This window comes from Butyrivibrio proteoclasticus P6B7, from assembly GCF_000622085.1.
Taxonomy (GTDB): Bacteria; Bacillota; Clostridia; order Lachnospirales; family Lachnospiraceae; genus Butyrivibrio; species Butyrivibrio proteoclasticus_A.
Genome location: NZ_JHWL01000002.1, coordinates 292,523 through 311,706 on the forward strand (window position 1 = coordinate 292,523; position 19,184 = coordinate 311,706).

A 19,184-nucleotide genomic window follows, 5' to 3' on the forward strand; every position below is an offset into this window, starting at 1 on the left:
TTTGTAATGATCAGTTCTATAAAACGAAACCACATATCCCAATTTGTTATCAATACTAATTCAGGATGTGTTAATCATATTTCTTTATCTTTATCACATAAATATAAATAGCATAAATCCATAAGTAGATAGCAAGAATAAAGGAGATACAAAAATATGTTTTCTGAGATGATATCAAAAGAATATAACCGTAAGGAGAAAACACATGAGTGCATTTGAGACAAAGACCTACAGAAACGTGTTTAAGGAAATCGGTAAAACTGATGAAGAAATCCAGAATAAAATAAAGACTACTATAGATACTTTCTTCTATGATGAGGAGGAAAAGATCTACACTGCCACACCAGATGGCATGGGATATCTTACAGATACAGGTAATAACGACGCCAGAACCGAAGGTATGAGCTACGGCATGATGATGTGTGTTCAGATGGACATGCAGGAAGAATTTGACCGTATCTGGAAATGGGCCATGACCAACATGTACATGAACGATGGTGAGAATGAGGGCTATTTTGCCTGGTCCTGTCAGACTGATGGAACCAAGAACGCCTACGGCCCTGCTCCAGATGGAGAGGAGTTCTTTGCGATGGCTCTCTTCTTTGCTTCTCACAGATGGGGCGACGGTTTAGGCATATTTGAGTACAGCCTTCATGCAAAAGAGCTACTTCATTCCATGATACATAAAGGTGAAAACGGAAGGGCTGGTGATCCTATGTTTAATAGAGATAACCACCAGATTCTGTTCGTTCCAGGAAGTCTATTTACTGATCCTTCCTATCATCTCCCACACTTCTATGAGCTATTTGCTCTCTGGGCTTATGAGGAAGATAGAGAATTTTTTAAAGAGGCTGCTAAAGTAAGCCGTGAATATCTTGCAAAAGCTTGCCATCCTAATACTGGGCTTTGTTCTGAGTATGCTAACTTCGACGGAACTCCTTTAGACAAGGAACTTCCATGGGGATATTTTGGTAATTTCTTTAGTGACGCCTATAGAACAGCTGCCAATATCGGCCTTGATGCTGAGTGGTTCGGAGTAGATGCAGGCCACTTCTCTGCCCCACTTAAGATTATGAAGTTCTTTGGAACAGATCTTGAGGCTGCCCGTTGTGAGTACCAGGTAGATGGTACTCCAAATGAGCGCTGTGTACTTCACCCGGTTGGCCTATTAGCCACAATCGCCCAGAGCACCCTCGCTATCCCTTATAGCGATGACGAAAACAGTGATTTTGCTGAGGCTAAGAAATGGCTTAATTGGTTCTGGAATCAGCCACTCCGCAAAGGTGTTCGTCGTTACTATGACAATTGCCTCTATGTATTTGCAGTTCTTGCTCTTTCTGGAAATTATAGGATTTACTGATAATTCAGCCACATAAAAAGAATGCATGAAAAAAGCCCCGCTCACATCTAAGTGAACGGGGCTCTATAAGTTTAATTATCTCTTAAGGTTTGTAAGTTCTTCAAGAAGTGTATCAGATACTGTGATGATACGGCTGTTAGCCTGGAAACCACGCTGTGTTGTGATCATTTCTGTGAACTGTGATGAAAGATCTACGTTAGACATTTCAAGTACACCAGTGTTCATGTAGCCACCATCTGTATCGATAGCCTGAATTGTTGCTTCTCCAGAGTTAAGAGTCTGTGAGTAGAGGTTATCTCCTTCCTTTGAAAGACCTGATGCATTAGCAAATTCTGCTGTAGCGATCTGACCAAGAAGCTTAGTCTGACCATTAGAATATGTTGCATAGATCTGTCCATCTGTACTGATGGAAACACCGTTCATCTCACCAACTGCACGTCCTGTGTTAAGAGACTGGATATCACCCTTGTTAGCCTTAATTGTTGAAGAACCGTTTGTGTTGTAGTTAGTAATTGTTGAGAAGTCGAAGTAAACATCTCCTGCCTTATCAGCTTCATCAGGATTAGCTGAGGATGCCTGGAAACCGAATGCTTCAAAGCCTTCAGTATTCTGATTGAACTTCATTGTAACCTTGCCAGTTGAATCACCATCAGCTAATTCAAGAGCACCATTTTCAGGCTTAAATTTAAGCTGAATTGAACGCTCGCCAAGAATAAGGCTTAATGTTCCATTTGATTCAAGTTTGTAGGTTCCATCTGTACCAAAAGCATCTGCTTCTTCGTCTGTAATACCATAGATCTTTTTAAGAAGACCTGCTGTATCAGACTTGGATGTCTCTTTAAGGTCATCAATATTACCGGTGCTAGAAACATCGTTATAAACTCTCTTTGTTGTATAACTAATTGTTCCATCGCTTCCTACAACCATACCATATTCGCTACTCATTGCGATTGGATCGTCTGTTTCGTCGTGAGATATTGATAACTTACCATCCTTAGTAAATTCAAAATTAACGGTTTCAACAACATTAGAATCAATCTTATTTAAAGCTTCTTCAACACCAGATTCTGAATAGAAATAGGCATCTCTAAGGAGACTTAAATATGGATTGTCATCTTCTGTATCCCACGAACCTTTAAGGGAATTTAATGCATATGCCTTGTTGTAATCGTGAGCACTTCCGTTAACTCTTGTGCTAAAAATATATGATGGCTGAGATGAAGGAATCTCATAATTAGAATTAAGATTGCCTTTTACTTCAGTTTTAAGACTATATGTTTTGTCCCAAAGAGTTTTCTCTCCATAATCCATTCCTGGATAAGTTATAGTCATACCATCTGATCCAGTTATATTATAAATTGAGAATGTTATAGCTTCAGTAGAATCAGGATCAAAATTATCAAGAGCTTCAATTTCTGTTACTTTATCATCAAACAATACCTTCAATTTATCTACTGCTGCAATTTCTTTAGTCGCTGTGTTATACATCATCTGGGCAGTAGCTTTATCTGAATATCCACTTGTTATAGTCTCTTGCTGATCTATATCATCATCTAATTCTGTTATTTCTATTTCTATATCAGTAACAATTCCTGAAAGTGTTGTAGTATCAGTAAAATTAACAGTTGTAGGATCTGTAGCATCTGTTGCTAGAGCAATTATTGCGTTATATATATCAGTATATCCAGCACTATTTATATTATTTAAGGCCTGTACAAAATTAGTTGATGCACTTCCAGCGCTTATGGATGCTGCAATTTCATCTTTTAATGTATTTAGTAATCCCTGTAATCTTTCATCTTCTACAATAGCATCAAAAGCATCTACTGCATTTTGGGCTCTAGTTTGCTCAATTTCTAAATCGTTTCTAACGCTTGTCAAGTCTGAAGATGTTAATGCATTAGAGCGATCAGGAAATTTTGTTTCAAATCTTTCAATAAGGGCTGATCTTACTGCTTTAGTTTCATTATCTATCTCTACACCTAATTGCAGAGATTTACTCTCAAGTTCTTGCGTATAAATTTTTACCACTTTACTGGACTCGTTATACTCATAGAAAATGTGAGCCTCATCATGGCCTTTATCAGCTACCTCAAGCCATTCATTAATTGCTAATCCTAATGTCTGCTCATTATTATCTACAAAATCATTAAGGTAACTTTGCAAAGCAGAATATGTACTGGTAGATGAATTGTAGTAGTTAGTTACAGCAGTAGTGCCTGACATTGCGATATTTTTCTTGATTGTAAGTGAAGGACTGTTTTCTGAATCTCCTTTGCTGTAATAGTACTTATAATCAGATGATAAATACTTTGAATCTGAAATTCCAAATACTGTTGAAAGATAATCAGCCGTAAGCTTATCACATGAATCAGAACCAGCTGGAATCCTATATGCTTCAAGAGTTTTCTCATTTACAAAGTAATTTGTCTTTCCTCTAGCTGCAAATGATGAAATCTTATCAGTTGCATAAGAAGCATTTTCAACATCCTTAACCTGATGTGTAATTGTGATTTCACCATAATTAGGGTTTGTGGTAGCATCTCCAGTAGCATTTATTGTATAATACGCATTCTTTCCGTAATCAGCCTCTGCTTCCTTATCCACCATGTATACATTATTTAGAACACCAGCAGATTTTGATGAACTTGTACTCATTAAGTCTGAGAGAGGGTTGCTTTTTGCACTAGCATTATTCTTTATTCCTGAATACTTGGTATCTCCAGCAGGAGCATTGATGGAAATAAGATCGCCTGTTGAATTAGCCTCAAACTCATAATTTCCTGCTTTTGAGTAAGTCTTGGTTGTTATGGCCTCTTCTGTTGTTCCAAATCTAACACTCTTAAGCATCTCTTCTCCAAGTGAATTACCCTTAGAGTCGATGATATCTGTAAGTGAAAGTGAGAAAAGATGATCTGTTCCAGTATCCTTAAGTACGAATTTTCCTGTATATAAGTATCCCTTGTTGTCATAGAACTCAAGAGTTATTGTCTTACCATCGTCAGACTGTACGTTTGAATCATTATCATCGATATTTCCGCTAAAAAGAGCTGCTGTTGTAGAAGCAGGTGAATATGTGCTGTTAGCTGCGCTCATGATCTGTAGCTGTGAAAGCTCACCTTTGTTAATTGTGATCTCACCAGTTTCTCTATCTTCCTGAGCTACCCAGCCCATTACGAAGTAACCATTTGACTGCATTGCAAGGTTTCCTGCGCCGTCAACGTAGAAAGAACCATCTCTTGTATAGAGCTGTTCTGCACCACTGTTAACAACGAAGAATGACTTACCAGTGATCATGATATCAAATGGGTTATTTGTTGTCTGAGTTGCGCCCTGGCCTTCGATTGCTGTATTGATAGCGCCTGACTTAGCACCAAGACCGATCTGACGAGCATTTACACCACCACGGGTCTCTGTGGCACCAGATGCTGTCTGTGTGGTCTGATACATAAGATCTGAGAAAGTAATTGACTGTGATTTAAAAGAAGTTGTATTAACGTTGGCAATATTGTTACCAATAACGTCCATCTTTGTCTGGTGAGTCTTAAGACCAGCAACACCAGAATAAAGTGATCTCATCATAGGGCAAAGTCCTCCATCCTACGAAAAACAATGCTTTTGCATAATCAGAACTGCTGGTATTCCTCATATCACAAAAACAAACTATAGATTTTGGACGAATGCAAGTGGGAAGCTTTACGAATTACCCTCAGTCGGTCGGGTAATTAAGATCTCCTGATGGCCATCTGGCCACTTCGGTCCAATCATGCTATCACTGCACCGTCTATGTTTGTAAATACATTACTCTTGTTTTCTGTCTGATCCATGGCTGTAACTACTGTGTTGTTAGGAATATTTACGATAAATGCAAGCTGGTCAATGAGAATAAGTGAATCCTTTATTCCCTTTTCCTGAGCTTCTGCTGTGCCCTTACTAAGTCTGTCCATCTGGTCAGCTGTAAGTGCGATATTCCTGTCATTAAGTCTGTTTACAGCATGCTTAGAAAACTTTAAGTTCTCTGTACTACTATTATTATCGACAGTTTCTTTAACTTTATTTAGTATCTGGGCAAAAGAATTCTCCCCAGTCGGAATAGACTGCGGCTTTTTTCCTGGCTTTTGCACATTAGGATTTAGATACTGATCCTGAACCTGTCCAATGGAAAAGAACTGACGATCATCAAAAGTCATATTGGCTTACCTCCTTTCCCTAGTATTTTTATGAGATAGCTCTTTTAACAGTTATCAGAGCTCGTCGTCTGATTTAAGTGTTCTGAACTCATCACCTCTGATGGCATCGATTCTGTTAACGTACTGAAGAAGTGATGTTACATAATCCTTATCCATGAGGTTCTTAGCCTTGTCATCCATGAGAGTCATGTAGTAAGTGTACATAGTGTCGATCTGGCTGCCGTGCTCTTCATCTGAAATAGCCTCAAGGTTAGGAAGCTTATCAATAGCCTTCTGGAAGTCGTTTACAACTTCAAGAGCGCTTGTGTAATTAGTATCAAGAACCTCAGTAACATCATCGATACTGTAGTTAGTGCCGTTGATATTAAGGTATGCCTTGTTGCCGCTGTAGGTTACGAAATCTACAACGCCCTGAACCTGAGAAGTTGTGCCGTTCTCAGCATTGGTCTGGGTGATGGTAACTGTCTTACCAACCATCTCAGATGCTCTTGAAAGAGCCATTGAATTAGCCATGTTATTGAGCTGCTCAACCTGAGTGAAGGTAGCGTACTGTGAGATGTACTCTGTGTTAGATGTTGGCTCCAATGGATCCTGATATTTCATCTGAGCAACCAAAATCTGAAGAAACGAATCCTTGTCATAACCAGTAGGTGTGGCCTGCTTGGTCTTTTCAAGTTCCTGAGTCTCTTTGGATTTACTGTTAACGACTTCGCCGTTTTTAATGATTGCATTTACTGAACTAACATCTGCCATAATTGACCTCTTTCTTTCCCTGGTGCCTATGTTCTCCATAAGCACCAGGAATAAATAAAACTTATAAGGAGAAGTTAAGCACTGTAATCTACTGTGTTTCCGTTCATTGCCATCATCTGAGCTGCCAGTCTGTCTTCATCTTCAAGCTCTTCTTCTGGAATTTCTTCCAGTTCAGAGAGGTTGATCCTTCTGATGGATTTCTTTTGTCTTCCCATCTGTTCCTGTGCCTTCTGATTTGGATCATCCTGCTGTAGGTTCTGCTCAAATGCGTGGGATGCAATTGTTACTTCAATGGAGGTTACCTTAATGCCCTGTTCGCTAAACTTCTGCTGAAGCTGTACCATCTGGCTTTCTACTGCTTCTTTTACGATCTCGTTCTGAGCTGTAAACTTAGCAACGATGCCGTCCTTGGATGAAGTGAGAAGAACATTTACGTTACCAAGACTTGCGGGATGAAGCTGAAGCTCCATGGATGTCTGGGTTTCGGTATTGAGAATTGTGATCTTCTCTGTGATCTGCCTGATGATATTCTCCATCTGTGCTCTGTCAGTGTAGCTAAAGGAGTCAGATCTTGTGACTGCCTGGGTAGCTTCTGCAATGTTATCAACTATCTGATTAAACAGAGCCTGGCTTGGATCACTTCCATTTGAAGTATCTTTGTTTGTGTTATTCTGTTTGTGTTCGTTGTTTGAATGCTCGGGTGCTTTGATCGTTACTGCTTCGGTAGGTTCCTCAGTTTCAATAACCACCTTGGGCTCTTCCACCTTCACCTGCTCCTCTGCAGCCTTTGGAGTTACAATAGGAGTTTCAATATCCTCTGTGTTTTCTCCATTTAATAATTCAGAAAAGTTCTTAGATTCCTGGGTTATTACCTGATCCAGGTCTTCCTCAGATAAGTCATACTCATTCATAAGTTGACTTCTCATACTATCTGCACCCTCTAAGAGGTCCTGCAATGAAGTATAAAGTTCTGAGTCTGTTATAAGATCAAGCGCCTTTTCCTGACCTGATGTAAGAGCTACGATCTGCTGAATGTTATCTGTGTTTAAAAGATCTATGATTGAAAGTCCAAGGATTTCCATAGCATCAAGTAGATCTTCCTCATCAATATCAAGCATTTCTATAAGCTCATTTACCAGCGTCTTAGCATCCTCTGTAATGGATTCCTGCAGCTTGTCATTAGCTTCCATGCCGGTTGTTTCTTTTGTCTCTACTGCGGATTCTTTGTCTGTTGGCTTAGCCTGCTGATTATTATCAGATACTTTGTTATCAGCCTTTGTATTTGCATTTACATCGGCTTTTGTTGTAGCCTTAGCATTTACATCATCCGCTTTAGTATCATCCTTAGAACTAACCTGGGCTTTATTTGTAGTGATCTTCACTTCAGTTTTGGTTGTCTTAACAACGGTATCAGTTACCTTGATAAGAACGTTGTCGAAACTAACCTGAGCCTGATTCTTGTTGTTCTGCCCAGTAGTAGAGGAAACATTTGTGGCTGCAGCGCTCTGTGTCATGTAAGGAAGTATCCCTACAACATTTGTTGCACTGCTCATCAAATTCCTCCTTCCGATATTGAAAGTTTGTAAGCTATATTTAGTTGTTTGGGTGATGTAGACAGGTGTTTGGGTTCATCCAGCATATGAACATAAACATACCTATACTACTTCAGTTACTATATCGGTGGACGGGGGAAATAGATTTAGTGGATGGGGAAATTATTTTCTAAATCTTTTATTAAATTTGATATTACGGGCAATAAAAGACGACCCCAAAGCACATTTCATATGCACTCCAAGGTCGTCGCACTTTTTCTTTTTATATTTAACAGTGTTTGGTTACGTTATCCTGTTACCTGTGTGGACTCTTTTTCCAAAGCATCAGGTTCAAGGAGCTGAGTAAGCTTAGCTGCGTTAGCCTCTGTCATTACCGCCAGGATATCTGCGCGGTTTTCGATGGACATCTGAGCAAGAATCCTTGCTACAAGGCTTATCTGATTCTCGTTAACCATCTCATCAAAGATAGCTGCAGCCTTCTTAGCCTTCATACCTGAATAGGTAGCAGCAAAAGCCTTGATGGCAGCGTCATCATACTGATCCGCAATTACCTGCTTATAAAGCTCTGCTGCAGCATCAGGATCGATCATCTCGTAATATGCTGCATATTCTGAAGCATCTGGAGCATTATTTCCATAAACAATCTCTTCATAGAACTTAGCCTTATCTTCGTAGAACTGCTTCTGTTCCTGTTCAAAAGGCTCAAGTCTTGCAACCTCTTGCTCCAGCTTATCTATGGTGGCCGCGTAAGTACTGTTTAAAGTCTTTTCATCTGCCAGTTCCTGCTCTAACTGTTTAATATAAGCAGTAGCATCTTCGAGGGTTGTTATACCAGACCCATCTGCCGAGCTATAATCTACAGCCACATCCACAGTGGATCTGTTTCCCTCAGGAAGAATAAAGCTCACATAAGGAATATCCCTAAGAAGTGGCGCCAGAATATCAGAGCCAAAGCCTCCAACATCCAGTTTAACCAAAAGAGCCATGATAGCAAGCCAGATAAGAATAATCAACAGGGTAATGACAATAGTAGCCATACCGCCAGCATTGTCGCCATTAATCTCGGCATTTCTGTCGGCAAATTCCTGAGCTTTTTCCTTCTGCTCTTTACGCTGCTCCTTTAATTTCTTTTGAAATTCCTTTTTGTCGGCCTTTAATTTGGCCTTGGCAGCTTTAGGATCTTCAATTGAAGTATTGTTAGTATCAGCCATTGCATCCTCCGGTTTTATTTAGCATTTTCTTCTTCGCGTTGCCTTTGCCCGTAAGTAAAGCTGGTTCGCTGATCGTTTTCCTTTGCTTCTTCCTGCTTTTCCTCTTCCAAGTACTCGGCATAAGCCCGATCCCGCAGTGTTTCCTGCATCTTGCGTTCCTGAATAGCTTTTGTAAGTCTGACTCTGACCTTTTCAAGATCAGATTCGCACTTTTTAACAACCATAGCCTGGTTCTTGATCATAACGTCTATCTGGGCTGTGGCATACTGATTATCAAGAATGTCCTGAACTTTAAGCTTGGACTCATTTCTAAGTTCCTCTGCCTCAAGCAGGTACTGATCTTTTCTATTAAAATAATCCTCCAAAATATCCAGCTGTTTGTTAAGCTCCGATGAAGCTGCAGCAAATTCCATTTTGATCTGGCCTTCAGTCTTCTGCTTAAGATTCAGGATATTTTGCATCCTATAGACAAATCTTGCCATACAACACCATACTAATCACTAAACATTGAAAGGAGCTGGTCTCTGATTTCTTCAAAGGTAAACTTCTCGTCTGTCTCCTGAGTCAGAAACTCGTTTACAGCTTCTATCTTGGATACGGCATAGTCAATATTTTTGTTGGCGCCCATTCTATAGGCACCGATGTTGATCAGATCCTCTGCATCATTATAGGTTGCAAGAACATTTTTAAGCTTTCCTGCAGCTCTTTTATGCTCTGGATCTGCGATTGCTGACATACATCTTGAAATGCTGGCAAGAACATCGATGGCAGGATAATGGTTCTTTTGCGCAAGCTTTCTGTTAAGTACTATATGTCCATCCAGGATACCTCTGGCGGTATCGGTAATGGGCTCATTCATATCATCACCATCAACAAGGACTGTATAAAGACCTGTGATGGAGCCTTTCTTGGATCTTCCAGCTCTTTCAAGGAGCTTAGGCATCTCTGCGTAAACTGATGGAGGATACCCTCGAGATACAGGAGGCTCGCCACTGGCAAGTCCGATTTCTCTTTGTGCCATAGAGAAACGGGTAAGGGAGTCCATCATAAGAAGTACGTCTTTTCCCTTATCTCTAAAATACTCAGCAATAGATGTGGCGGTCTTGGCAGCTTTAAGTCTTTCAAGTGCCGGTTTATCAGAGGTTGCGCAGACCACGATAGATCTTTTCATACCCTCTTCACCAAGGTCACGTTCTATGAACTCTCGTACTTCCCTTCCACGCTCTCCAATAAGAGCAATTACATTTATATCCGCTTGGGTGTTCCTTGCGAACATACCAAGGAGGGTGGACTTACCAACACCGGAACCGGCAAATATGCCAATTCTCTGGCCCTTACCAACTGTAAGGAGACCATCAACAGCCTTTACGCCAAGGGAAAGAACATCTGAAATAGGATCTCTTGTCATAGGATCCGGTGGCTGATTCTCTACTGAGTAGGCAACGCCGCCTTCAAGAACAAAGCCCTTACCAAAGCTTGTACCATCGATTCTTCCAAGGCCATCTAAGGTTTTACCAAGAAGTCCCTCGCCTACATTTACGCGAAGAGGTGAATCGGTGTTTTCAACAATGCTTCCATTTCCTATTCCACTGGTATTTTCATAGGGCATCAGCTGTACGTGATTATCTTTAAAGCCTACAACCTCTGCCATGGCTGGTCTAACTACCTTTGAGGTTTCAACCTCGTTATCTTTTTTCTTAGGATAAATCAGACATATGTCGCCAAGCTTAGCATCTGGTCCTGCAGACTCGATGGTAAGCCCAATTACGTTCACCACCTTACCTCTTGTCCGGTAAAATGGTGCACTTTGCATCTTTTTGTATTTTTGCATATCAATAGAATATGTAAGCATACAAATACCGCCTGATTATCTCTTTTTTCTATCGAAGGATAAAAGCTTAAGCTTTCTTGAAATCTCTGATAATTCAACACCAAGGCTACAGTCAAATACGCCTGAATCTGATTCGATCATGCACTCATTCTCTTTTAACAGAGGATCCTCAATGATCTCCATCGTGGTATTTGGTGATGTAATGCAGGCATCTAGTGAATCCTTTGCCTCAATTACTTCGTCGTAGTCATCAGATGAAACATGAACAATCAGGTCATTTCCTGGCTCTATCCTTGATAAGGTACTCTTAAGAAGATGAAGAATGATTCCCTTATCTTCCCTGAGATCAATATTAAATACATGCTCATAGATCTGGGTAAGCACATCAACCATCTCTGGTTCAAGCTCATCAACAATCTGCTGATACTGCTTTTCCAGGTCCTCTTTTTGAGATTCAAAATCGGCCTTTAAGGCCTCAGCAGCCTGAACGCCTTCCTGATAGCCCGCATCATAGCCTTCATTACGGCCCTGTTCCATGGCTTCAGCTCTTACTCTGTCAGCTTCTTCCTGGGCCTGCTGAATGATCATGTCAGCCTGTTCCTGAGCCTGCTGAAGCTTAAGATCCATTTCAGCCTGCATAGCTTCCATGTCAAATTGAGGGTCAGGAAAAGAGCCCAGCATACTCTGATCCTCAGTAAGCTGCGACAACTGTTCCATGTCGATGCCCGGAACGAACTCATCATCCAGGTTACCGCCTTCCATGTCGCCCTCTTCAGAAGGAGCCTGTGCTCTCATTCGCTTCATTTCAAGTTCCTGAAAAGCTTCTATTTTTTTTTCAGATAATTCGTTATTATCTATGATTCGAGCATCTGTATCATCGAAGCTTACGAATCCTGCTTTGAAAAGATTAGACAACTAGCTCATCACCTCCACCTCTGGAGATTACAATTTCACCAGAATCTTCAAGCTTACGGATTACATTTACAATCTTCTGCTGAGCTTCCTCAACATCCTTCATACGTACAGGTCCCATGAAGTCCATATCTTCCTTGATCATGGCAGCCAGACGCTTTGACAGGTTGTTAAAGATAGCATTAACAACGTTTTCGGTAGCTCCCTTACATGCAAGAGCAAGGTCAGAGTTCTCAACCTCACGCAGCACTCTCTGGATAGAACGGTCGTCCAGTAGAAGAACGTCCTCGAATACGAACATCTTCTTTCTGATCTCGTCGGCAAGCTCTGGCTCTTCGATTTCCAGAGTCTCCATGATGTGCTTCTCTGTTGCACGATCTACTGTATTGAGGATTTCTACAACTGCATCTACACCACCAACGATTGTATAATCCTGGTTTACAAGAGATGAAAGCTTTGATTCTAACACTTTTTCTACTTCCTTTATGGTGTCAGGACTTGTACGGTCCATGGCTGCGATACGCTTAGCAACATCCGCCTGTCTGTCTGGTGGAATTGCTGAAAGAATAAGGGCACTTTGTGACGGTGACATATAGGACAAAATAAGTGCGATAGTCTGTGGATGCTCGTCCTGAATGAAGGTAAGGATCTGAGAAGGCTCAGTCTTACGGATAAACTCAAAGGGCTTAACCTGCAAGGATGCAGTAAGCTTACTGATAACATCAAGAGCTTTATCTTCACCAAGGGCTTTTTCAAGAAGCTCTTTAGCGTAGTTGATACCACCTTCTGCGATGTACTGCTGAGCAAGAAGAACGCCATAGAACTCCTCTAGAACAGCTTCCTTGATCTGAGAGGTAACACTTCTGGTGTTAGCAATCTCCAAGGTAAGCTCCTCTATTTCTTCATCCTTAAGATGTTTGAATATAGCTGATGATTTTTCTGGGCCCAATGCAATCAGAAGGATTGCGGCCTTTTGTGTACCTGTAAATCCCGCGGTTAAGGAATTTTCGGCAGTTGTTTCAACATCCATATCTTTTTCCCCCGCAAAAAATCTTGTCTTATCTAAATAGTATTAACCGTAGTCTTCATTGAGCCAGTTTCTAAGAAGCGTTGCAGCTGCTTCCGGATTCTCATCAACGAACTTCTCAATAAGCCTCTTAGTTTCAGATCCGGTATCCATCTCAATATCTTCAAGAACAACCTCTTCAGGCTGGGATTCAAGAAGAGACTCAACAGAAAGTGGCTCTGCCTCAACCTCTTCTTCCTCAACCTTCTTCTTGGTCCACATGCTTCTAACGATGATGAATGCAAGAAGTCCAAGAATTACAAGGATAAGAAGTATCTGTAAGATATCAGTAAGTGTGATATTGGATCCTGTTTTGTCAAAAAAGATATATTCGGAATAGGCAGCCACTGCTACATTTTCCTGATTGATACCTGTAGCCTTAGATACTACATTTATAACTTCCTCAGGAACATCAAGCTTAACTGGATCAGTATTTGCTGCTTTGTATTCATCCCATGTCTTATTCTCATTATCAGCAGGCTTGTAATCCTCTTCCCTCATTACAATGTAATTGATAGCTGTAACTGATATGGAGGACTCATCGTATTTGATTCTGCCAGGCTGATTGGTCTCTGTTGTGATCTCCTCGTTAGGAAGATAATCTCTTGATTCCTCAGTAATCGTAGATGAGGAATTCTGTGTATCCTGTGTTACATATGTAGTCTCGTCATCAGCGTTTGTATCTGTTCCAGGTATTCCGCTGATACCGTTTGTATTCTCTGCATTGTAGACATCTTCATGACTTAGAACACCCTGGGTCTGATCTTCAGCAGGTGTGTAATTGTGCTTAACTGTCTCCTTGTTGGAGAAATCAAGAACAAGATTACTAGCAACCTCAATATCATCGTAGAGCTTGGTTCCAAGAAGGACCTTTTTTACCTCACTCTTTACCAGCTGCTCAGCCTTAGCCTTAACTGTAAGCTGAGTACCAGCTATTCCTGATGTGGTGGTCTCTTCGCTTCCTGAGAAAAGAAGATTTCCCTTATTATCAAGAATTACGATATTATCGGTATTCTCATTACCGATAGCTACTGCAACAGCCTTAGCAAGGAAAGCTGCATTATCTTCATTAAAGGTAGCTCCCTCAGCCAGCTGAAGTACGATACTTGCCTTGGCTGATTCCTTATTGCCAATAAGAGTTCCGTCATTATCAGGAATATGAAGCTCAACCCTGGCACTCTTGATATCATCAAACATGCCAAGGAAATCCTGCTCTAGCCGACTCTCCAGATATAGGACGTATTTCTTTTGCTTATCCGATTCTGTTGTTGAAAAGCTGCCATCTGTGACATTATCAATACTGTAGGCATAGGACTGAATGTCGTTGGCACCAAGAAGCAGATTGGCATTTGCCTGGTCCTTTTTAAGGACCTTAAATTCCAATCCGTCATCAGACATTTTGTAATTTATGGAACTAGAATCAAGAAGCTCCTTGATCTCTGAAGCTTCCTTAGTAGAATTGGCGTTAGCCAATAGAATATACTGAGGCTGGTTCAAAACTGTAACCAAAATGATGATGGTAATTAGAACCACACCAAAAGCACCGACTATCAAAGTCTTCTGCTTAGCTGTGAACTGATTCCACCAGTCGAGAACTTTCTGCCACAAAGCTCTTAATTTCTCAGGCATATATTCTCCCTCCCCATAATAAGAAAATCCCTAATCTTGTGAAAAGAACTATTTAAAAACACACTTATCAGATCTGCATCTGTATAATTTCCCTATATGCTGCAAGAGCCCTATCTCTTACTGCAACTGTATACTGAAGAGCTGTCTGTGCCTTTTGAAGTGCTACAGAAAGATCATGAGTGTTATCGGTCTCTCCCAAGGCCCATTTGATCTCTTCATTTTCTGCATCTGACAGATATGCGTTTGTAGTGTTAATATTCTCTACTGCTTTTCCAAAGATCATCTTGAAGGATTCGTCATTGCCAGGAGACTGGTCTCCAAGCACGTTAAAGACAGTGCTATTCTTACGCTCTGCCTCTTTTATAACCCCTGATGAAACTAATCGTAATTGTGAAATATCAAGAGAAGCCATTTATCACCCTCCATACTAAACTAATCATCAGCCACCGCTACCTAGCTCAAGCCCCTTTGTAGCAATGTTCTTGCTGGCATTAAAAGCCGTTGCATTAGCTTCATATGACCTACTGGCGTCAATAAGGTTGGTCATCTCAGTGACTGTATTGACGTTTGGATAGGTTACATATCCATTAGCATCCGCATCTGGATGTGAAGGATCATAAACGATGTTCATCTGTGTCCAGGTATCATCCCTTACAGATGAAACTTTCACCCCTCGTCCTGAATAATGATCAAGACGTTCATTAAGTATCCTTGAAAACGGTGTCTGAGTCCCCTTCTCAGTAAATGTAACAACCTTACGAACATAAGGTGTTCCATCGGCCGTTCTTGTGGTATTAGTATTAGCAATATTCTCAGAGATAATATCCATTCTGAATCTCTGAGCTGTCATTCCTGAAGAGTTAATGTTAAAAGAATCAAATATGCTCATAGAAAACCTCCATCATCAGGACTTCATAACTGATTGCAGATTAGAAAACTCTGTTCTCATGGAAGCCATAAGTCCCTGATACTTGAGCTGGTTAGCTGCAAGTGTAACGTTCTCTGTGTCTATATCAACATTATTCTTATCTGTTCTATAAGAAAAATTAGAATAATCATTGATGACTCTGGGCTTTAAATTCTTGTACTTCAAAGATCCAACCTTGGCATCCATAGATTTATATCTTGAATTACCCAGGGCTCTTTCAAGCTCGTCTTCAAAGTTAACATCCTGTCTCTTATATCCAGGAGTGTCCACATTGGCAATATTGTTAGCGATAACTTCGTTGCGGATCCAGGATGCATCAGCGGCCTTATCTAGTACGTTTATGTAGTCAAAGGCATTACTATTTATCATCAGAACCTCCTAAAATCAAGGACAAACGATGGACACATTAATGCTATTATTATTAATAATAAAATTTTTTTGTGCAAAATACAAGAGAAATATACTTGATATTGTGTTAGCTAGGCTTTTAAAATACAATATCTACACAAAAAGGGATTTATCATTTAAGATAAATCCCTTATCTAATGTCCATCCATGCTATATCGGTTTAACAATAATTTGTTTAATATAGTATCGGCTGATTAGATTTCCTGCTTTAGCTTCTTGATTTCGCTAAAGACAACATCATTTGTAACTTTTATGTATGTTCCCTTCATTCCTGAAGATCTTGATTCGATTACTCCTGCGCTTTCAAATTTACGAAGGGCATTTACGATAACACTTCTTGTGATACCAACCCTGTCGGCAATCTTACTTGCCACCAGAACCCCTTCCATTCCATCCAGCTCATCGAAGATGTGGATGATAGCCTGCATCTCTGAGAAGCTTAAGGTTCCGATTGCTGATTTAACAACCGCAAGCTTTCTGCTCTCCTCGGCATTCTCTTCGGTTACAGCTCTTAGCATTTCAAGTCCTACAACAGTGGTTCCATATTCGCAAAGGATAATGTCATCAATATCGTAAGGCTGATCTGTCTTGTAAATGAATAAAGTACCAAGTCTCTCTCCAGCAATATCAATAGGTGTTATGATGCATTGGAACTTGCTTGTATCAATACTCTCAAATCCAAGAGTTGCAAGGTTAACATTCTCTTTTGTTGAGAGAATTGTAAGTAGTCTTTCATTAAGCAATGGGTCGATAAAAGAGCCTACATTATCAACAAGGAGACTGCTAAGAGAGTCTACATTAGGGCTTTCTCCAATGCCAAGGACTTTTCCCTTCTTACTGATAACAAACATATTTGAAGATAAGATATCACATAAAACTCGGCAAATATCATTAAAAACAACCTTGCCGGAATTACTGGTGTGGAGCAATTTACCAATCTTACGGGTTTTATCTAGTAGTTGAACACTACTCATCGCTCATCTCCTTTAAATGTTATTTCCCAATTAGCTAAAATATTAACGTTTTTGCGTTTATATTTCCACTACGCTATTTGTATCATATCATAAAAAAATAGGCGCTTCAAACCTTAAAGCGCCTACAATGATTAAAAAAAGCTAAAGTATTCTGAAAATTTGTATGATATAAAACAAACTTCTGATTTTTGAATTATTCAGTTATTTGAGTTCATCTTTGCCGCAGACAAATCCGCACTCCTGGTTGCTGCAGGCAAGCTTGTTACTCTTAGATAACATGATGCTTCCGCACTTAGGACACTTCTTGTCCACAGGCTTCTGCCATGTCATGAAGTCACACTCTGGATTACCGATACATCCGTAGTAGATTCTACCCTTTCTTGTGCGCTTCATTACGATATCCTTACCACACTTAGGACAGGAAACACCGATCTTCTCAAAGTAAGGCTTAGTGTTCTTACACTCAGGGAAACCAGGACAAGCAAGGAACTTACCGTGAGGACCATACTTAATTACCATATTTCTTCCGCAAACATCGCAGATCTCATCAGTAACTTCATCCTGAACCTGAATCTTCTCCATCTCTTTCTCAGCATCCTTAACTGCCTTATCAAGATCTGGATAGAAGTTCTCAATTACTGTCTTCCATTTAACTGTACCCTCAGCAATTCCATCGAGAAGTGCTTCCATGTTGGATGTAAAGTTAACATCAACAATCTGAGGGAATGCATCATTCATCATCTTGTTAACAGCCTGGCCAAGCTCTGTTATAAAAAGAGATTTGTTCTCTTTGGTAATGTAATGTCTTGCCATGATTGTAGAAATTGTAGGCGCATATGTACTTGGTCTGCCAATTCCCAATGCTTCAAGATCATGAACCAAAGATGCCTCAGTATAGTGAGGTGCTGGCTGTGTGAAGTGCTGTGCAAAATCAAAGCTGTCAAAGGAAAGCTTAGTATTTGTATCAAGCTTCTTGGTTATTTCATTCTTCTCAACCTTGTCATCTTCATCAGTATAGACATTAAGGAAACCGTCAAATACTGTCTTGGATGCAGCTACTGTAAAGCGGTGTTCACCAGCATCGATCTTAACTGATGTTGTCTCGTACTTGGCAGCAGCCATTCTGCTTGCCATGAATCTTCTCCAAATGAGCTGATAGAGTCTAAACTGATCTCTTGAAAGATACTCTTTAACAGCTACAGGAGTGTTGTCTACAACTGTTGGTCTGATAGCTTCGTGAGCATCCTGAATCTTGCCCTCAGACTTCTTAGTGCTAGCGCCCTCTGCAAGATACTTGTCACCAAAGTTGTTCTTAATATATTCGTTAGCTGAAGCAACAGCCTCATCTGATACTCTTGTAGAATCGGTACGAAGGTATGTAATAAGACCAACTGTACCCTGCTTACCAAGCTCGATTCCTTCGTAAAGCTGCTGAGCAACTCTCATTGTCTTCTGTGTTGAGAAGTTAAGAGCCTTGGAAGCTTCCTGCTGAAGTGTTGATGTTGTGAAAGGAAGTGGAGCCTTCTTGGTTCTCTCGCCCTTCTTAACATCAGATACTACGAAATTCTTACCCTTAAGGGAAGCGCAGATCTTATCAAGTTCTTCTTTAGAAGATATTTCTTTTTTATCATTACCAACACCATAGTAATGAGCGATAAGAGGCTTCTTCTCGCCTTCTGGAAGGAGCTTAACATCAAGACTCCAGTACTCTGTTGGAATGAATGAATCGATCTCTTCCTCTCTGTCTGCAATGATACGAAGCGCTACAGACTGAACTCGACCAGCTGAGAGACCTCTTTTGATCTTATTCCAGAGAAGTGGAGAAATGCTGTAACCAACCATTCTGTCAAGAACACGTCTAGCCTGCTGAGCATCAACAAGATTCATATCGATATCTCTAGGATGCTTCATAGCCTCTTTTACGGCGTTCTTGGTAATCTCATTAAATGTAACTCTCTGAACTTTGGCATCAGCCTCGTTAAGCTTAAGTGCTGATACAAGATGCCAGCTGATAGCCTCACCCTCACGATCCGGGTCGGTTGCGAGATACACTTTGTCAGCCTTCTTAACCTGTTTACGAAGCTGTGCAAGAATATCTCCCTTTCCTCTAATTGTTATGTACTTAGGTTCGAAATCATGCTCGATATCAACTCCCATGCTACTGCGTGGAAGGTCTCTTACATGACCATTTGAAGCCGCTACTTCGTAGCCAGAACCCAAGAATTTCTTAATAGCCTTGACCTTAGTAGGTGACTCCACTATAAGAAGTGAATTGGAACTCTTAGTTTTACTTGTTGCCATTTACAAACAAACCCCTCATTTTAATTATTCTAAACATCACTTTCTTATTAATATACATTTTTAAAGTT

The 19,184-nt window shown here is 40.4% G+C and carries 16 protein-coding genes; 1 reads left to right on the forward strand and 15 read right to left on the reverse strand.

Features of this window, described 5'->3' with window-relative positions; all coding sequences use genetic code 11:
- The first annotated feature begins 205 nt into the window (after nt 1-205).
- The gene (locus T541_RS0102940) at nt 206-1,360 is read left to right on the forward strand and encodes a glycosyl hydrolase family 8 (protein ID WP_026651283.1); all 1,155 of its coding nucleotides are present in this window, start codon (nt 206-208) and stop codon (nt 1,358-1,360) included.
- 75 nt (nt 1,361-1,435) lie between these two features.
- Here the strand turns inward: T541_RS0102940 and T541_RS21795 are convergent, their stop codons facing one another.
- From T541_RS21795 to topA, 15 genes are all read right to left on the reverse strand, one after another.
- Complete coding sequence (locus T541_RS21795; protein ID WP_026651284.1) at nt 1,436-4,942, reverse strand: flagellar hook-basal body complex protein; 3,507 nt, start codon at nt 4,940-4,942, stop codon at nt 1,436-1,438.
- Between the two features lie 182 nt (nt 4,943-5,124).
- A complete protein-coding gene (locus T541_RS0102950) occupies nt 5,125-5,550 on the reverse strand; it encodes a TIGR02530 family flagellar biosynthesis protein (protein ID WP_026651285.1) in 426 nt (141 codons plus the stop codon).
- A gap of 54 nt (nt 5,551-5,604) precedes the next feature.
- On the reverse strand, nt 5,605-6,303 hold the full coding sequence (locus T541_RS20500) for a flagellar hook capping FlgD N-terminal domain-containing protein (protein ID WP_051538054.1): 699 nt from the start codon (nt 6,301-6,303) through the stop codon (nt 5,605-5,607).
- A 74-nt stretch (nt 6,304-6,377) separates the two neighbouring features.
- The gene (locus T541_RS0102960; RefSeq protein ID WP_026651286.1) at nt 6,378-7,856 is read right to left on the reverse strand and encodes a flagellar hook-length control protein FliK; all 1,479 of its coding nucleotides are present in this window, start codon (nt 7,854-7,856) and stop codon (nt 6,378-6,380) included.
- Nucleotides 7,857-8,143: 287 nt separating this feature from the next.
- Nucleotides 8,144-9,067: a hypothetical protein gene (locus T541_RS18640; protein ID WP_051538055.1), complete on the reverse strand. Its 924-nt coding sequence runs from the start codon at nt 9,065-9,067 to the stop codon at nt 8,144-8,146.
- Between the two features lie 14 nt (nt 9,068-9,081).
- Nucleotides 9,082-9,549 (reverse strand): flagellar export protein FliJ, encoded by a 468-nt coding sequence (locus T541_RS0102970; protein ID WP_026651287.1) that lies wholly within the window; start codon nt 9,547-9,549, stop codon nt 9,082-9,084.
- Between the two features lie 11 nt (nt 9,550-9,560).
- The gene (gene fliI, locus T541_RS0102975; protein ID WP_334291892.1) at nt 9,561-10,898 is read right to left on the reverse strand and encodes a flagellar protein export ATPase FliI; all 1,338 of its coding nucleotides are present in this window, start codon (nt 10,896-10,898) and stop codon (nt 9,561-9,563) included.
- Between the two features lie 36 nt (nt 10,899-10,934).
- Nucleotides 10,935-11,813: a FliH/SctL family protein gene (locus T541_RS0102980; protein ID WP_026651289.1), complete on the reverse strand. Its 879-nt coding sequence runs from the start codon at nt 11,811-11,813 to the stop codon at nt 10,935-10,937.
- Nucleotides 11,806-12,840: a flagellar motor switch protein FliG gene (gene fliG, locus T541_RS0102985; protein WP_026651290.1), complete on the reverse strand. Its 1,035-nt coding sequence runs from the start codon at nt 12,838-12,840 to the stop codon at nt 11,806-11,808. The genes T541_RS0102980 and fliG overlap by 8 nt, the downstream gene beginning before the upstream one ends.
- A 42-nt stretch (nt 12,841-12,882) precedes the next feature.
- Entirely contained in the window at nt 12,883-14,505 is a 1,623-nt protein-coding gene (fliF, locus tag T541_RS0102990) for a flagellar basal-body MS-ring/collar protein FliF (protein WP_026651291.1), read from the reverse strand.
- A gap of 67 nt (nt 14,506-14,572) precedes the next feature.
- The gene (fliE, locus tag T541_RS0102995) at nt 14,573-14,917 is read right to left on the reverse strand and encodes a flagellar hook-basal body complex protein FliE (RefSeq protein WP_026651292.1); all 345 of its coding nucleotides are present in this window, start codon (nt 14,915-14,917) and stop codon (nt 14,573-14,575) included.
- Between the two features lie 27 nt (nt 14,918-14,944).
- A complete protein-coding gene (gene flgC, locus T541_RS0103000) occupies nt 14,945-15,394 on the reverse strand; it encodes a flagellar basal body rod protein FlgC (RefSeq protein WP_026651293.1) in 450 nt (149 codons plus the stop codon).
- Nucleotides 15,395-15,409: 15 nt separating this feature from the next.
- Nucleotides 15,410-15,802 (reverse strand): flagellar basal body rod protein FlgB, encoded by a 393-nt coding sequence (gene flgB, locus T541_RS0103005; protein WP_026651294.1) that lies wholly within the window; start codon nt 15,800-15,802, stop codon nt 15,410-15,412.
- A 233-nt stretch (nt 15,803-16,035) separates the two neighbouring features.
- The gene (codY, locus tag T541_RS0103010) at nt 16,036-16,815 is read right to left on the reverse strand and encodes a GTP-sensing pleiotropic transcriptional regulator CodY (protein ID WP_026651295.1); all 780 of its coding nucleotides are present in this window, start codon (nt 16,813-16,815) and stop codon (nt 16,036-16,038) included.
- A 201-nt stretch (nt 16,816-17,016) separates the two neighbouring features.
- The gene (gene topA / locus T541_RS0103015) at nt 17,017-19,116 is read right to left on the reverse strand and encodes a type I DNA topoisomerase (RefSeq protein WP_026651296.1); all 2,100 of its coding nucleotides are present in this window, start codon (nt 19,114-19,116) and stop codon (nt 17,017-17,019) included.
- Between the last annotated feature and the right edge of the window lie 68 nt (nt 19,117-19,184).

Bases quoted from the DNA above. Each gene is read 5' to 3' on its own strand.
- flgC (WP_026651293.1), bottom strand. From the start codon at position 15,394: ATGAGCATATTTGATTCTTTTAACATTAACTCTTCAGGAATGACAGCT.
- T541_RS0102950 (WP_026651285.1), bottom strand. From the start codon at position 5,550: ATGACTTTTGATGATCGTCAGTTCTTTTCCATTGGACAGGTTCAGGAT.
- flgB (WP_026651294.1), bottom strand. From the start codon at position 15,802: ATGATAAATAGTAATGCCTTTGACTACATAAACGTACTAGATAAGGCC.
- T541_RS21795 (WP_026651284.1), bottom strand. From the start codon at position 4,942: ATGATGAGATCACTTTATTCTGGTGTTGCTGGTCTTAAGACTCACCAG.
- topA (WP_026651296.1), bottom strand. From the start codon at position 19,116: ATGGCAACAAGTAAAACTAAGAGTTCCAATTCACTTCTTATAGTGGAG.
- fliI (WP_334291892.1), bottom strand. From the start codon at position 10,898: ATGCAAAAATACAAAAAGATGCAAAGTGCACCATTTTACCGGACAAGA.
- T541_RS0102940 (WP_026651283.1), top strand. From the start codon at position 206: ATGAGTGCATTTGAGACAAAGACCTACAGAAACGTGTTTAAGGAAATC.
- fliG (WP_026651290.1), bottom strand. From the start codon at position 12,840: ATGGATGTTGAAACAACTGCCGAAAATTCCTTAACCGCGGGATTTACA.
- T541_RS0102960 (WP_026651286.1), bottom strand. From the start codon at position 7,856: ATGAGCAGTGCAACAAATGTTGTAGGGATACTTCCTTACATGACACAG.
- fliF (WP_026651291.1), bottom strand. From the start codon at position 14,505: ATGCCTGAGAAATTAAGAGCTTTGTGGCAGAAAGTTCTCGACTGGTGG.
- T541_RS20500 (WP_051538054.1), bottom strand. From the start codon at position 6,303: ATGGCAGATGTTAGTTCAGTAAATGCAATCATTAAAAACGGCGAAGTC.
- T541_RS0102970 (WP_026651287.1), bottom strand. From the start codon at position 9,549: ATGGCAAGATTTGTCTATAGGATGCAAAATATCCTGAATCTTAAGCAG.
- codY (WP_026651295.1), bottom strand. From the start codon at position 16,815: ATGAGTAGTGTTCAACTACTAGATAAAACCCGTAAGATTGGTAAATTG.
- T541_RS18640 (WP_051538055.1), bottom strand. From the start codon at position 9,067: ATGGCTGATACTAACAATACTTCAATTGAAGATCCTAAAGCTGCCAAG.
- fliE (WP_026651292.1), bottom strand. From the start codon at position 14,917: ATGGCTTCTCTTGATATTTCACAATTACGATTAGTTTCATCAGGGGTT.